12 protein-coding genes are annotated in these 14,481 nt (G+C 74.3%); 2 read left to right on the top strand and 10 right to left on the bottom strand.

Annotation, left to right across the window (positions count from 1 at the left end; all coding sequences use genetic code 11):
* Positions 1 to 111 precede the first annotated feature (111 nt).
* From LG324_RS08135 to LG324_RS08105, 7 genes are all read right to left on the bottom strand, one after another.
* Positions 112 to 1,023: a type II secretion system F family protein gene (locus LG324_RS08135; protein ID WP_030527596.1), complete on the bottom strand. Its 912-nt coding sequence runs from the start codon at positions 1,021 to 1,023 to the stop codon at positions 112 to 114.
* A 1-nt stretch (position 1,024) separates the two neighbouring features.
* Positions 1,025 to 3,043, bottom strand: a complete 2,019-nt coding sequence (locus LG324_RS08130) for a type II secretion system F family protein (RefSeq protein ID WP_051750345.1) — start codon at positions 3,041 to 3,043, stop codon at positions 1,025 to 1,027.
* On the bottom strand, positions 3,040 to 4,443 hold the full coding sequence (locus LG324_RS08125; protein WP_030527598.1) for a CpaF family protein: 1,404 nt from the start codon (positions 4,441 to 4,443) through the stop codon (positions 3,040 to 3,042). The genes LG324_RS08130 and LG324_RS08125 overlap by 4 nt, the downstream gene beginning before the upstream one ends.
* Positions 4,440 to 5,618, bottom strand: coding sequence for an AAA family ATPase (locus LG324_RS08120; protein WP_207022692.1), 1,179 nt, complete (start codon positions 5,616 to 5,618; stop codon positions 4,440 to 4,442). The genes LG324_RS08125 and LG324_RS08120 overlap by 4 nt, the downstream gene beginning before the upstream one ends.
* The gene (locus tag LG324_RS08115; protein ID WP_030527600.1) at positions 5,615 to 6,388 is read right to left on the bottom strand and encodes a Flp pilus assembly protein CpaB; all 774 of its coding nucleotides are present in this window, start codon (positions 6,386 to 6,388) and stop codon (positions 5,615 to 5,617) included. The genes LG324_RS08120 and LG324_RS08115 overlap by 4 nt, the downstream gene beginning before the upstream one ends.
* An 89-nt stretch (positions 6,389 to 6,477) precedes the next feature.
* Complete coding sequence (locus tag LG324_RS08110) at positions 6,478 to 6,678, bottom strand: Flp family type IVb pilin (RefSeq protein WP_207022691.1); 201 nt, start codon at positions 6,676 to 6,678, stop codon at positions 6,478 to 6,480.
* A gap of 93 nt (positions 6,679 to 6,771) precedes the next feature.
* Positions 6,772 to 6,951 (bottom strand): Flp family type IVb pilin, encoded by a 180-nt coding sequence (locus LG324_RS08105; RefSeq protein WP_030527602.1) that lies wholly within the window; start codon positions 6,949 to 6,951, stop codon positions 6,772 to 6,774.
* 262 nt (positions 6,952 to 7,213) lie between these two features.
* Between LG324_RS08105 and LG324_RS08100 the strand changes: the two genes are divergently transcribed.
* Positions 7,214 to 8,554, top strand: a complete 1,341-nt coding sequence (locus LG324_RS08100; RefSeq protein ID WP_404352885.1) for a hypothetical protein — start codon at positions 7,214 to 7,216, stop codon at positions 8,552 to 8,554.
* 1 nt (position 8,555) lies between these two features.
* Here the strand turns inward: LG324_RS08100 and LG324_RS08095 are convergent, their stop codons facing one another.
* Positions 8,556 to 9,920 carry a hypothetical protein gene (locus LG324_RS08095; protein ID WP_404352884.1) on the bottom strand — a complete coding sequence of 455 codons (1,365 nt, stop codon included), beginning with the start codon at positions 9,918 to 9,920 and terminating at the stop codon, positions 8,556 to 8,558.
* 57 nt (positions 9,921 to 9,977) lie between these two features.
* On the opposite strand from LG324_RS08095, the gene LG324_RS08090 reads away from it, so the two are divergent.
* Positions 9,978 to 12,185, top strand: coding sequence for a hypothetical protein (locus LG324_RS08090; protein ID WP_404352883.1), 2,208 nt, complete (start codon positions 9,978 to 9,980; stop codon positions 12,183 to 12,185).
* Between the two features lie 27 nt (positions 12,186 to 12,212).
* Here LG324_RS08090 and LG324_RS08085 read toward each other — a convergent pair whose 3' ends face one another.
* Entirely contained in the window at positions 12,213 to 12,662 is a 450-nt protein-coding gene (locus tag LG324_RS08085) for a GtrA family protein (RefSeq protein ID WP_404352881.1), read from the bottom strand.
* The gene (locus LG324_RS08080; protein ID WP_404352880.1) at positions 12,655 to 14,382 is read right to left on the bottom strand and encodes a hypothetical protein; all 1,728 of its coding nucleotides are present in this window, start codon (positions 14,380 to 14,382) and stop codon (positions 12,655 to 12,657) included. Before LG324_RS08080 ends, LG324_RS08085 begins: the two co-directional genes overlap by 8 nt.
* Between the last annotated feature and the right edge of the window lie 99 nt (positions 14,383 to 14,481).

Below are 14,481 nucleotides of genomic sequence, written 5' to 3'. Positions count from 1 at the left end.
TCCGCCCGGGCGGGGATGCATCCCCGTCAGCAGAGAACATCCGGGTCGTCACCGTGACGACCCGGATGCTCGGTGCTGGGGCGCGGGCGGACGCGGCCGGCCCGCCCGGGGTCAGAGGGCGCTGAAGGAGTCGATGATCGTGATGACGCCCGGCCCGATGATGACGATGAACAGCGCCGGGAAGATGCACAGCAGCAGCGGGAAGAGGATCTTCACCGTGACCTTCTGGGCCTGCTCCTCCGCGCGCTGACGGCGCACGACACGCATCTCCCTCGTCTGCTCGCGCAGGACGGCGGCGATGGGCAGGCCGAGCCGGTCGGCCTGGACGAGCGTGCTGACGAAGTTCTTCATCTCTGGCGCCGTCGTGCGCTCGCCGAGCGACGAGAACGCCTCGCCGCGCGACTTGCCGATCTGCATCTCCGAGAGGACGCGGGCGAACTCGCCGGCGATCGGGCCGTGCACGGTCCGGGCCACCTGGAGGATGGCGGCGTCGAAGCCCTGGCCCGCCTCGACGCAGACGGTGAGCATGTCGAGCGAGTCGGCGAGCCCCTTGCGCAGGTCCTGCTGGCGCTTGAGCCCGGCGTTGTAGACGAGCAGGTCGGGCACGAAGAACGCGACCGCACCGGCGGCGAGGGCCGCGAGCAGCGACGTGAGCGACAGGCCCATGAGGGCCAGGACGAGCACGACACCGAGGATGAGGCCGAGCCCCTTGGCGCCCATGACCCGCTCGACGGTCCACATCGACGGGTTGCCGGCGCGCTCGAGGTTGCGGGCGATGCGCCCGCCGGTGCCGGCCGGTGAGAGCCGGTCGGCGATGCCGCGCAGCCGGTCGAGGGCCGGGGCGAGCAGCCGTTCCTGCATCCCGAGCTCGTTGGTCGCGACCTCGCGGACCGTCGGCTTGTGCTGGAGGAGCTCGAGCGAGCGGGCGACGCCCGTCGTCGAGCCGGCGCCCATCCCCACCGCGAGGACGAGCAGGACGATGGCCACGGCGACGAGGCCGGCGGCGGTGAGCAGGACGATCACGTCACACCTCGATCTTCACGAGCTTGCGCATCCAGACGATGCCGAGCCCCATCGCCACGATGCCGGCCCCGAGCATCAGCCACCCGAGGGGTCGGGTCCAGAGGAGGCTGACGTAGGCGCGGTTGGCGACCGTGCTGTAGAGGAACAGGCCGATGGGCAGGGCGATGAGGGCGTAGGCCGAGAGGCGACCCTCGGCCGAGAGCGCCTTGACCTGGCGACGGAGCATCTCGCGCTCGCGGAGGGTCGCGGCCGTCGTGCGGAGCGTCTCGGCGAGGTTGCCGCCGACCTCGCGCTGGATGCGGATGGCCATCGTCGTCCAGCGCATGTTCGGGCTGTCCATCCGCACGGCCATCTTGTCGAGCGCGTCGCTGACGTCGGAGCCGATGCGCGCCTCGGCGAGGGCCCGGCTGAACTCCTTGGCCGCGGGTTCGCCGGCGTCCTGCGCGACCGAGTCCAGCGCCTGGAGGAGGCTGAAGCCCGAGGCGAGCGAGGTCGCGACGAGCATCATGACGTCGGGCAGCAGTCCCTCGAACTTGCGCGCCCGCCGCTTGGCGAGGGTGCGCAGGAGGACGGGCGGCACGATGAGGCCGACGACGGCGCCGAGCACACCGCCGAGCAGCGGGATCGAGCCGACGAGGAGGATGCCGCCGGCGATGCCGATGACGACGGCCACGAGGCGCAGCACGAGCCACTCCCCCGCACGCCACGGCAGGTCGGCGCGCACGAGCAGCTCCATCGTGCGGGTCGTCGAGTCGCGGCCCTCCATGAACGACTCGCCCATCGAGACGATGGACTCGCTGATCGCGGCGGCCGTGGGCGCCTGACGGGCCTGGGCCCGGGCCCGGCCGATGCCGTACCCCTCGATGGCCTCGATCCGCTCGGAGCGGCGGCTGCGGAAGACCGGCGCGGCGAACGCGACGGCGAGGCCGAAGACCCCGAGGAAGACGACGGCCACGGCGGGCACGAGGAAGGCCGGGGCGACCGCGGTGATCGTCGCGAGCGCCGCCGGGTCGGTCTGCACGACGGGGGCGACGACCGGGCCGTCGTCCTCCGGCGCCTCGACCGGCGCGACGTCGCCGAGGTCGAGCCGCGAGCTGTTGATGAAGCCGCGCCCGGAGGCGGTGCCGTCGATGGTCAGCAGCTGGTCCCCGCCGACGTCGGCCGGCTTGGTGATGGTGAGGACGACCTGCGAGTCGAGGGCGACCGCGGCCGCGTCGAAGGCAGAGGCGACGGCCGCACGGTCGGCGGCGTCGGCCACCGAACCGCCTCCGGCAGCAGCGAACTCGCGCAGCACCTGCACGTTCGCCTCGCCGGAGTTGAACGACACGACCTCGGCCCGGACCTTGGCCCGCTCGAGGGCGCGCAGCGCCTTGCGCTGCTCGGAGGCCTCGGCGGCGTCACCGCCGTCGAGCCCGGCCACGGTGTCGCCGCCGTCGCTGAGCAGGAGGATGCTGCGCTCGCCGTCGGTCCCGAGGCCGCGGACGGCGTCCTGGACGGCCCGGTAGAGCGAGGTCTCCCCGCCCGAGCGCAGCGCGCCGACCGCGCGGCGCACCGCTCCGCGGTCGGTGGTCGGTGCGACGTCGATGCCGGAGGTGGACGCGAACGAGACCACACCGACCTTGACGTCGGAGGGCACGGCGGACAGGAAGCGGTCGACGCCGTCGCGGACGACCGCCATCCCGGCCGCGCCCATCGAGCCGCTCGTGTCGATGACGAGCATCGTCGAGCGGGCCTGCTTGGTCGGGGCGGACACGGCGACCGGGACGACGCGCGAGCCGAACGTGGCCGTGACGCTCTTCCAGTCGACGTCGACCTTGCTCCCCGGCCGCAGGACGAGGGTCGCGGTGACCTTGTCGCCCTTGACCCGGATGTCGCTGAGGGTGGACGGGATGCCGTCGGCCGCGTGCGCCCGCGGCGCGGCGAGCACCGGGATCAGGAGCGCGAGCAGCACGACGAGCGCCACGACCGCCACCGGCAGGACGGCCGTCCGGTGGCGAGGGGGCAGCAGGTGGGGGCTCACGTCAGCCGTGCCCCGTTGATGAACAGCTGCGGTGACACCTCGATGCCGAGGTCGTGCAGCTCGGTGAGGAACTTCGGGCGCAGGCCCGTGGAGACGAGGGTCCCCCGGAAGCGGCCGTTCTCGTCCCGGCCCGCGGCCCAGTCGAAGGTGAAGATGTCCTGGAGCGTGACGACGTCGCCCTCCATCCCGACGACCTCGGTGATGGCGACGATGCGGCGCGAGCCGTCCTTGAGGCGGGACTGCTGGACGATGAGCTGCACCGCGCCGGCCACCTGCTCGCGGATGGCCCGGACCGGCAGGTCGACGCCGGCCATGAGCACCATCGTCTCGAGGCGGGCGAGGGAGTCGCGCGGGGTGTTGGCGTGGACGGTGGTGATCGAGCCGTCGTGGCCGGTGTTCATCGCCTGCAGCATGTCGAGCGCGGCGCCGTCGCGGACCTCGCCGACGACGATGCGGTCGGGGCGCATGCGGAGCGAGTTCTTCACGAGGTCGCGGATGGCGATCGCGCCCTTGCCCTCGATGTTCGCCGGGCGGGACTCCAGGCGCAGGACGTGGTCCTGGTGCAGCTGGAGCTCGGCGGCGTCCTCGATCGTCACGATCCGCTCGTCCTCGGGGATGAACGAGGAGATGACGTTGAGCGTCGTCGTCTTGCCGGAGCCGGTGCCGCCGGAGATGACGATGTTGCGCCGGCCCATGACGCAGGCCTTGAGGAAGTCGCGCACGCTCGGGGTGATCGTGCCGAACGCGATGAGGTCGGCGTCGGTGTACGGGTCCTGCGAGAACTTGCGGATCGTCAGCATCGCGCCGTCGAGGGCGATCGGCGAGATGACCGCGTTGACGCGCGAGCCGTCGGGCAGGCGGGCGTCGCAGAGGGGGCTCGCCTCGTCGACGCGGCGGCCGACGCGGCCGACGATCTTGTCGATGACCCGGCGCAGGTGCGCCTCGTTCGAGAAGTGGGTCTCGACCGAGTACAGCTTGCCGCTGCGCTCGACGTAGATGCTGTCCGGGCCGTTGACCATGATCTCGGAGATCTCGGGGTCGCGCAGCAGCGGCTCGAGCGGGCCGTGCCCGAGGATCTCGTCGGACACCTCCTGCGCGATGCGGGTGCGGTCCGCGTGCGAGAGCGGGGTCTGCTCGGCGTCGATCGTCTGCTGGAGCGTGGTGCGGACCTGCTGGGCCAGCTCGGCCTCGGGCAGGTGGGGGTCGTACAGGCGCGGGCCGAGGCTCTCGATGAGGGCCTGGTGGACCCGGCCCTTCACCTCGCCGAAGGGGTCGAGCACCCGGCGGCGGGGCACCGTCCCCGGTCGGGGGCCGGCACCGCCGGCGGTCGTCGGCTGCTGGGCTTGGGAGACCGCGGCCTGGGCGCGGCGGACGCTGTCGAGACGGTCGGCGAGGCTCATCGACGGCTCCTGAAGAGACCTCGGCGTGCGTGGGCGTCGACGGGCTCGACGTCCTCGCCCGCGGAGCGGGGGCGGATGTGGTGGTCGACGAGGTCGCGGATGGCGACGCTGACCGGCAGCTTGGGCTCGTCGAGGACGATCGGGACACCCCGGTTGACCGACGCGGGGACGGTCAGCGAGCTCGGGATGTTGACGGCGATCGCGGTCTTGATGGCGGACTCGACGTCCTCGGGGCGCAGGCCCACCTTGGCGTCGGCGCGGTTGAGGACGATGACGCGGGAGTCCTTCGGGCTGCCGATCATGTCGAGGGTGTCGATGGCGACGCGGAGGTTCTTGACCGCCGGGATGTCGAGCGTCGCGATGAGGACGAGGATGTCGGAGAGGTCGACCGAGGCGAGCACGTGCTCGGTGAAGCTCGGCGGGGTGTCGACGACGACGAAGTCGTAGGTGCGGCGGGCGACCTTGATCAGCTCGGCGACCGTCGAGACCGGGATGCGGTCGGCGTCGCCCGGGTCGTTCGGGGCACAGATGACGTCGAGGCCGCTCGACTCGTGGGTCGTCACCAGGCTGCGCACGCCCTCGTCGTCGATGGTGCCGGCCATGGCGACGGCGTCGAACACCGAGCGGTCCGGGACGAGCTGGAGGCTGATCGCGACGTCACCGAAGGAGAGGTCGAGGTCGATGAGGAGCGTCTTGTGCCCGAGCCGGGCCAGCTGGCAGGCCGTGTTCGTCGAGACGGTCGTCTTGCCGACCCCTCCCTTGGCCGAGAAGACCGTGATGATCTTGCCGTCCTTGGAGCTGCCGCCGCCGGCGTGCCCGACGAGCCGGGAGGTGAGCTCACGGCTGCGGCGCAGGGCGTCGGCGAGGCCGGTGTGGTCGTCGGCGCCGACCACCTCGCGGATGCCGGAGCGCAGCGCCTGCGAGAGGGTCGTCACGTCGATGCGCGAGCGCAGGAGGATGACGCCGACCTCGGGGCGGTCGAGGCGTGCACCCTCGGCGAGGGTGCACGCGTCGTCGAGCGGGACGTCGGCCCCGATGACGACCTGGTCGACCAGCGGGTCGTCGTGCAGCGTGCGGGCGACGACGATCGAGGAGTCGAGGGCCGTCGTGTCCGGTCCGAGGGCGAAGCGGTAGCGCTCCACCGCGGTGGGGTCGGTGTCCCAGAGGATGTTCACCGGGCCACGACCTTCGTGATGTTGAGGTCGTCCGCCTCGAGGGTCGGGCTGATCTTCAGCTCCGATCCGCGCAGGGCGGCGTAGAGGGTGCTGCCGTTGATCGCGTGGACGAGGCGCACGGCGTCCTCCGGGGTCACCTGCAGCGTCACGAGGAAGCTCGCGCTCTGGGCGGCCGCCTCGCCGTCGGTCGTCTGCGCGGGGGTGAGCGAGGCGTCGCCCATCGCGATGACCTTGACGTTGTCGAGGAGGACCGAGGTCTTCTGGATGCCGGTCGTGGCCGCGGCGGCGTCGCCGCCGCTCGAGGCGCCCTTCTCCGCGTAGGTCATGAAGACCGTCAGGTAGGAGCCGGGGGTGACGAAGTTGCCGACCCGCGCCGGGTCCTGGAGCTGCACCGACACGGCGAGCTTGCCCGGGTCGATCTGCAGCTTCTTCTCGCCGACCGGGGTGTCGCCGAACGCGGCCCCGAGCACGTACTGCCCGGGCTGCACGTCGGTGAGGGCGACGAGGTCGCTGTTGTTCTCGTCGACCTTCTCGAGCGCGCCGAGCGGCTTGGCCCGGGCGGCGACGTCGGTCTGGACCAGCTGTCCGAGGCGGACCGCGTCCTTGAGCGAGGTGCCGGCCGGGATCACCGTGTTGGACACGTAGACCTTGGTCGGGCTGGCGGCGGCCACGGCGCGGGCGTCCGCCCCACGGGCGTACACGAGGACGAGGACGGCACCGACGAGCGCGATCACGGCGGCCGTGAGGATGGCGAGGATACGACGACCCATGGGGATGGTGTCCTTACAGAGGTGAGTTCAGGAGCGTGTGCCGACCCGCCACGGTGGGCGGGTGTCGTGCGGTCGGTCCGATGTCGCCGTCAGAAGCTCGTGGCGGCGGTCTGGAAGATGGAGCTGAGGTTGCGTCCGAGGACGGTCACCGCCGCGACGATGACGATGGCCACGAAGCCGATCATCAGGGCGTACTCCACGGCGGTGGCGCCTCGCTCGCCCCGGGCGACGGGCGTCCGGGCGAGGAGGGTGGCCGATCGGGCGAGGGTCCGGCGGAGGAGCGTGGTCATCACGTCACCTGCTTTCGTCCGATGTGGGTCGGGGCGCCGGCCGCGTCGGTGCTCCGACGGCGACCGACGCCCCGACGTGTCGTCCTGGTTCGCTCAGACGCTGTTGGCGACCGAGTTGAACATCGACTTGAGGTTCGTGCCGAGCAGCGCGACGGCGACGATGATGACGACCGCGATGAGGGCGACCATGAGGCCGTACTCCACGGCGGTCGCACCCTTCTCGGAGCGGAGGTCGTTGAACTTCATCTGGAGCTTGACGAGGGCCTTGGTCATGACGGGTGTTGCCTTTCGGTACGAAGGGGTGCTGTCGAGCAGTCACCACGCTGTCAGGTCCGGCCCCGGAGCGGCATGGACCGATGGGCCCGAACACCGCCCCCCGTACGGTGCAGCCGGGTCAACCGTTCGGCCGATCGCTCACCGGGACCGCGCGCCGGCCGTGACATGCTCGTCCACGACCACCCACCGCCACGAGGCCAGCGAGATGTCCACGACTCCCGAGCAGGATCGCGAAACCCGGAGTGCCAGAACGCCTCTGGTGATCGCTTGGGGTGTCTGTGCGGTGCTCGCAGGCCTCCTCCTGCGGCTGCGCACGGCTCCGGACGTCGACCTGTGGCTGCACCTGCGCATCGGGCGGTCGCTGCGCGACGGTGAGTGGTTCGGCACGCTCCCCGACCCCCTCTCGGCCCTCGCGGACCGTCCGTACGTGCCGACCCAGTGGCTCGCGCAGGTCGGGATGAGCGTCGTCGACGACGTCGCCGGCGTCACCGGGCTCCACGCCGTCCGGGCGCTCCTGCTCGTCGCCCTCGCGGCGCTGCTCGCCGCGACCGCGCGCCGGTGGGCCGGCCCGCTCGCCTCGGTGGTGGTCGCGACCGCGGCGCTCGTCGCGACGTCGGCGGCGTGGGGAGAGAGGCCGCAGCTGCTCGGCCTCGTCCTCGCCGCGTGGTCGCTGCACCTGTGGGCCGGGACGCTCGTCGACGGGCGCCCACGGTGGTCGCTGCTCGCCGTCGCCTGGCTGTGGTCCTCGGTGCACGGGTCGTGGCCGCTCGGCGTCGGGTTCGGGGTGCTCGTGCTGCTCGCGCTCGCGCTCGCGCCCCGCCCCGCCCCGGTCCCGTGGGGCCGGCTCGTGGTCCTGCTGGTCGGCACCGCCCTCGTCCCCGTGCTGGGGCCCCTCGGCCCCCGGGCGCTCGTCGAGCCGTTCGCGGTCGGGATGGCGGCCCGCTCCACGGTCAACGAGTGGAAGCCGCCGGCCCCGGGCAACCCGCTCCTCCTGCTCGTCCTGCTGCTGGCCCTCGTCGTGCTCGTGCGCCTGGTGCGCGCGCGGCGGCTCGACCTCCCGTCACTCCTCCTCGCCGGCGCCGGCGTCGTCCTCGCGGCGTCCTCGGTCCGCACCATCGCGGTCGGCGCGCTCCTCGTGGCACCCGCCCTGGCTCGCACCCTCCGCGCCGGGGCCGCTCCGGCACGGCGGGAGCGGCTGCCCGGGCTCGTCGTGGCGGGGGTCTTCCTGCTCGTCCCCGGCGTGGTGCTCGGGGGGCCGGAGGCCGGGCCGCTGCCGCGGACCGTCGGCGCGGCGGTCGAGCGGCTGCCGGCCGGGACGCCGACGGTCGTCGACGCCTACGCGTCCGGCTGGGTGCTGTGGGCCCACCCGCAGGTCCGGGTGCTGCGCGACCTGCGCGCCGAGGTCTACTCCCCCGCGACCGCCGCCGCCTACGAGACGTTCTCGGCGACCGGCCCCGGCTGGGAGGCCTACGCCGACGAGCACGGCGTCGACGCCGTCCTCACCCGGGTCGGGGAGCCCCTCGACCGGGGGCTGTCCGGTGCCGCCGGCTGGTCACGGGCCGCGGGCGAGGGCGAGTGGGTGCTCTGGCGGCGCGGGTGACTCAGCCGTCGCGCTCGAGGACGGCGTAGCCACCCACCTCGCGCACGACCCGCCAGCCCGCGGCGACCACGGGTGCCGTCGCGTCCTGCTCGACGACCACGACCCCGATGTCGGCTCCGGCGGGCACGGTGCCGTCGTGGAGGAAGTCGAGGAGGTCGCTCTGCACGTCGCGCGGGAACGCGTCGATCGGGTTGGCGGCCCAGACCCGGACGCCCTCGCGGGCCAGCGTCTCGGCGAACGGCTCGACGGCCAGCACCGGACGCCCGGCGGCCACCTCGCGCACGGCGCCGACGGCCGACTGCCCGGGGGCGCCCACCGACGGACCACGGCCGGCGAGCACCACCCCCGAGACGCCGGCAGCCGCGGCGAGGGCCACCACGGGCACGAGGGACGGACGGCCTGCGGACGACCCCCGCCCGGTGGCCACGCGCGGACGCATCGCGGCGGCGGCGAGGAAGAGCAGCAGCCACACGCCGTTGCGGGCCGCCGACGCCGTGCCGAGCGCCAGCCCCGCCGTGGCGACCCACTCCCACACCGGCATCCGTGCCCGGGCCGCGAGTGCGAGGAGGAGCGCGGCGGCCACGAGCATCGCCACGTCGAGCGGGTGCCCGAGGTTCGGGCGGGCCCAGAGGTCCGTCCCGCGGGCTGCGGCCTCGTTCGCCAGGGCCTGGACGTAGTAGGCGGGCGTCCCGAGCCCGGCGGAGGTGAGCAGGAGGGCCAGCGCGGAGCCCGCACCGACCCCGACGCGGCGCCTCCACGGCCCGCCGCCCGGTGACAGGACGAGGAACACCCCGAGGACCGCGAGCCCCACGAGCACCGCGCCGTGGAGGTTGCCCCAGAGCACGAACAGCGGCACGAGCCACCAGAGGCCGCGGTCCGGGTGCTCGTGCTGCCGGCGCATCAGCGCGACCGCGAGCGCGAACGGCACGAGCGAGAGCGACGGCAGGCGGGTCACCGCGAAGGCGGCCGCCGCACCGACCACGACGAGGGTCGCGACGAGCGCGCCCCGCACCTCGGACCCGCCGGCGCGCCGGCCGTCCGCGAGGACGACGAGCAGCGTGGCGGCGACGAGCACCAGCTGGAGCCCGGCGAGGGCCGGCGTGCCCAGACCGGCGACGACCGACAGCAGCAGCTCGGCGAGGACGATCGGGTTGTGCCACCCCTCCTGCGGCGCGGACGCGAAGGGGATCCCGTCGGGCACGGAGCCGGTCGCCCGCACCGTGTCGCCAAGCGCGACGACCCACAGCAGGTCGGACCCGAGCAGGACGAAGAACGAGAGGGCCACGACCCACGCGGCGACGGCGAGCGAGGCGACCGGGACGCCACGACGGGGCCGGACCGCCGGGGTGGGATCGGCCTGCGACATGACGGGATTCCTCGAGCTGCCGGGGTCGGAGCGGGGGCTCGACCATAATCGACGCTCATGGCCACCGGGAGCACGACACGACCCCGACGCGCCCGTGAGGCCTCCTGGATGGTCGCCACGGTGCTCGTCGCCCTCGGCGTCGGCGCGTGGTCGCTCCGCCTCTGGCAGTGGGACCCGTCGGACCCGATCGCCCTCGGGTGGGACCACACCCAGATCCTGTCGTCGCTGCGCGACATCCACGACCACGGCTGGTACTGGCACAACCCCGACCTCGGCTTCCCCTTCGGCCAGGACGCCTCGTTCTTCCCCGAGCTCAACGTCCTGCACGTCCTCGCCGTCAAGGCGATCGACCTCGTCGTGCCGGGGGTCTACACGGCCGGGGGCGTGTACTTCGTCCTGTCCTTCCCCCTCACCGGCGCCACCGGGTACCTCCTGGCCCGCAGCCAGGGGCTCGGGCGGCCGGCCGGCTTCGTCCTCGGGGTGCTCCTCGCGAACGCCCCGGGGCACGCCGAGCGGTTCGGCCACCTCTACCTCGCGCAGTACTGGGTGGTGCCGGTCGCGCTGTGGCTCGTGCTCGAGGTGGCCCGTGGCCGGGCCCTGCTGTCCCCCCGGGGCGGACCGGTCCCGTGGTGGCGCGGCGGCCGGACGCTCGTCACCGTCGCGGCCGTCGTCGTCGTGGGCGGCAGCGGCGTCTACTACGTGGCCTTCACGCTCGTCCTGCTGGCGGTCGCAGCGCTCGCGCGGCGGGTGGCCGGGGTGCCGGCCGACCTCCTGCGCGGCCTCGCGGTGATGGTCGGCATCGGCCTGGTCATCGCCGTGCCGCTGGCCGTGGCGCGCCTCGGGATGCGCGGCGTGCTCGTCACCGGCCGGGTGCCGGCCGGTCGCAACCCGGCCGAGTCGGAGCTGTTCGCCGGCAAGCTCATGGACCTGCTGCTCCCGTGGCCCGACCACCGGGTCGAGGCCTTCCGGTACCTCACCCTCGCCTACCGCTCGGCGACGCGGGCGACCGTGGAGACCTCGGCGCTCGGCGTGGTCGGCGTCGCGGGGATGACCGGCCTGGCCGTCATCGGGCTGCTCGCCCTCCTCTCCGGTCGGCGCGCCGACGCCGAGCACCTGCGCTGGTCCGGGCTGATGCTCGTGTCGTTCCTCCTCTTCACGGTCGGCGGCCTCGGCTCGTTCGTCGCCGTCTTCGCGACCCCGCAGGTGCGGACCTGGTCGCGGGTCTCGCTCTACATCCTCACCCTCGCCCTGCTCGCGGTCGGGGCCTGGCTCACGCGCCTGGAACGACGCCGCGGGATGCTCACCGCCGGCCTCGTCGCCGGCGCGCTCGTCGTCGTCGGCAGCCTCGACCAGACCAACCCCGCGGTCGCGCCCGACCACCGCGCCATCGCCCGCGAGATGGCCGGGCTGCGCGCCTACACCTCGTCGCTGCAGGACCGGGTCGGAGCCGGGTGCGGCGTCTTCCAGGTCCCGGTGCTGCCCTACCCCGAGACGCTCGGGCCGGGCACGATGCAGGGCTACGACCAGCTCAAGCCGTACCTCGCCTCGGACGACCTGCGCTTCAGCGCGGCGGCGATGCGCGGCACGGAGGCCGCGACGTGGCAGTCGGCGGTCGACCCCTCCGACCTCGCGGCGCTGGCGGCCGACCTGCGCTCGGCCGGCTTCTGCGCGCTCGAGGTCGACACGGAGGGCTTCTCCGACGCCCAGGACCCGTCGGACCGCCTCACCGCGGCGTGGGGCGAGCCGGTGGCCCGGACCGCCGACGGCACCTTCGTCGCCTGGGACCTGCGCCGGGTCGGCGCGGCCGGTGAGGGCGACCACGCGCGGCGCGCCCAGGTCCTCGCCCCGGTGCTCGCGTCGGTGGGCGGCTTCGAGCCCGAGACCGTGGACGGCACCTACGGTCAGTACGTCGGCCCGTACGCCGGTGTGTCGCTGGCGAACCCGGGCGAGCCCACACGGGTCACCGTCTCGATGGACGTCCGGGGCGTCGGCGCCGAGCGGCGGGAGGTCGTGGTCACCGACGGGGACCGGGAGGTCGCCCGCGTCGTCGTGTCCGACGCCTCCCCCACCCGGGTCTCCTTCGCCGTCGAGGCCGCGCGCGGGGCGACCGACCTCTCCGTCACCGTCTCGGGAGCCACCGACAAGGACATCGAGACCGAGCGCGTCACGACGGCGTTCGTCAGCGACCTCACGGTGACGGCGGAGGGCGGACGCCGCGCGGTCGCCCTCACGGACCGGACGAGGACCGGCTGGGTCCTGCCCTGACCGCTGCCCCGCGCGGGGCCGGGTGGCTCAGGAGGCGGTGCGCCGGAAGGTCACGCGCAGGTGGCCGACGAAGCTGAGCAGGACGACCCCGACGAGGACGAGCAGCTGCGCCACGAGGGGTCGCAGCCCGGCCACCTCGACGAGGGCGGGGACCCCCACGAGGCTCAGCGCGGCACCCGTCCACCACACGCCGAGGAACGCGACGAGCTGGCGCCCGAGCGGGCCCTCGGCGCGGAAGACCTGACCACGGTAGGCGGGGAACGCGAAGATCATCGCCGCCAGCTGGGCGGCCCCGAGCGCGACGACGTAGTTCGCCCCGGCGGCCAGGGTCGCGGCGAGGACCGACAGGTACACGACCTGGGTGACGCCGCCGACGACGCCGTAACGCACGACGACGGGCAGGTCGGCCCACCGACGGCGCACCCGTCGCGCGGGCGCCGCGGTCCGGGACGCCGGGGCGAGGGTCGTCTCAGCCACGCGCCGGCCCGATGACGGTGACGGCGGGCACGCAGGCGTAGCGACGACGGACCTCCGCCTCGGGGCGGTCGCTGAGGACGGTGGGGTCCGCCGCCGCGCGCAGCAGGTCGCACTCCTGCACCACCGTGAGCCCGCCCTGGGGGGTGTCACGACGGCCGGCCTCCGGGCGGTCACCGTCGAGCAGGATGCGCGTCGCGACGTCCGTCACGAGCGGCCCCCCGGACCAGACGACCTGGGCTCGCTCGGCGCCGGACACGTCGAGGAGGCGCAGCACGGTGGCCCCGTCGACCGTCGACCACGCGCCCCCGAAGGCGGCCACGGGCGTCACGACGGCGCCGAGCGCGACGACGGCGGCCGTCACCGCGAGGACGCCCCGCCCGACGAGCGTGGGCAGGCGTTGCGCTCGGGCCCGGACGACCGCGAGGAAGGCGACGACGGTGACCATCGACAGACCGAGGACCGTGCTGTGCCACAGCAGCTTTGCCGGGTAGTAGCGGGTGACGGGGATGCCGAGCCGCACGGCCAGGCCGAGCGCGGTGAGCGCCGGCAGGACGGAGAGGGCGAGGACGACGAGGAGGGTACGGTCGTGACGTCGCACGACCGCGAGCACCGCGGTCGCGGCGAGGCCGAGACCGAGCAACCACAGCGGGACGGGTGCCTCGACGTCGGCGACGACCGCGTGCCCGACCCCGACGGCGCCGACGACCGCGGTCATGGCCGGGAGCGAGGCGGCGGCCACGACGACCCCGAGCCCGGCCGCCCCGGCGAGTCGACGAGCCCGTCGTCCCGGCGCCGCGGCGCGGACCCGGGCGACGGTGGCGACGAGCGCGAGCGCACCCGAGACCGGCAGCAGGAGCTGCCAGGTGTGGGCCATGACGAGCAGGCCGGCCCACGCGGTGAGCGACGCGGTGACCGACACGGACCGCACGAGGACCTCGCGGAGAGGCACGGCGACGACGAGGGCGGCCACCAGCGAGCCCTCGAAGCCGAGCGCCTGGTAGTTGCCGAGGAAGGCCGGCCACAGGGTCGCCGCGCCGGCGGTCGCGGCCGCCCCGGCCGCCGTCCACGGGGCCAGGCCGGCCCGGGTGGCCAGCGCCGAGGTGAGCGAGGCCGTCGCCAGGGCGACGGCGGCGAAGAGCAGCCAGACCATTCCCGCCATCAGGTCGAGCAGTCCGACGAGGTCGGCGCGCTCCGAGGGCGGACCGGTCAGGCTCCGGACGAGCGCGACCGTCGTGTGCCAGGCCCGTGGGTAGCCCCGGACCGAGTAGTCCAGGGCGCCGTGGGCCCGCTCGTCGGCGACGAGGACGAGGTGGCGGACGTGGTCGCCGTTGACGAACCACTCGACCCGCAGGGCGTGCGGCAGCGTCAGCGACCACAGGAGGACGGCCACGAGCACGAGGGCCGGCGCCGCGACGAGCAGCGTTCGCGCCGGGGCCCCCCGGTCGCGGGCCAGAGGCCGCTCCGGCCGACGCCGCAGGTGCAGGCCCAGGGCCAGGGCCACGAGCGGTACCAGCACCAGGGCCGCCGCCGCGGCGCTGCCGGCGCGCGTGGCCAGGGGGCGGAGCCCGAGGACCTGCGCCCCCGTCGCCACGACGACGACGCCGGCGAGGACGAGGACGAGCACGACGAGACCGTCGGCGAGCGGGCCGGCGGCGTCGCGCGGGCGCGGCCGCGGCGACCCGGCGGTCGGCGCGGTCACCCGGACCGTCGCGGTGCTCATCGCGGCGAGCATGGCACGCGGCGGCGCCGGCGGGCGCGGCTCCGGAGCCGCATCCGCCGGCCGGGTCGGGTCGCGCCTCCACCGTTCGGCCAGTCGTCG

The organism is Phycicoccus jejuensis (assembly GCF_044797865.1).
Classification (GTDB): Bacteria; Actinomycetota; Actinomycetes; order Actinomycetales; family Dermatophilaceae; genus Phycicoccus; species Phycicoccus jejuensis.
This window is presented reverse-complemented; position numbering and strand designations above follow the sequence as displayed.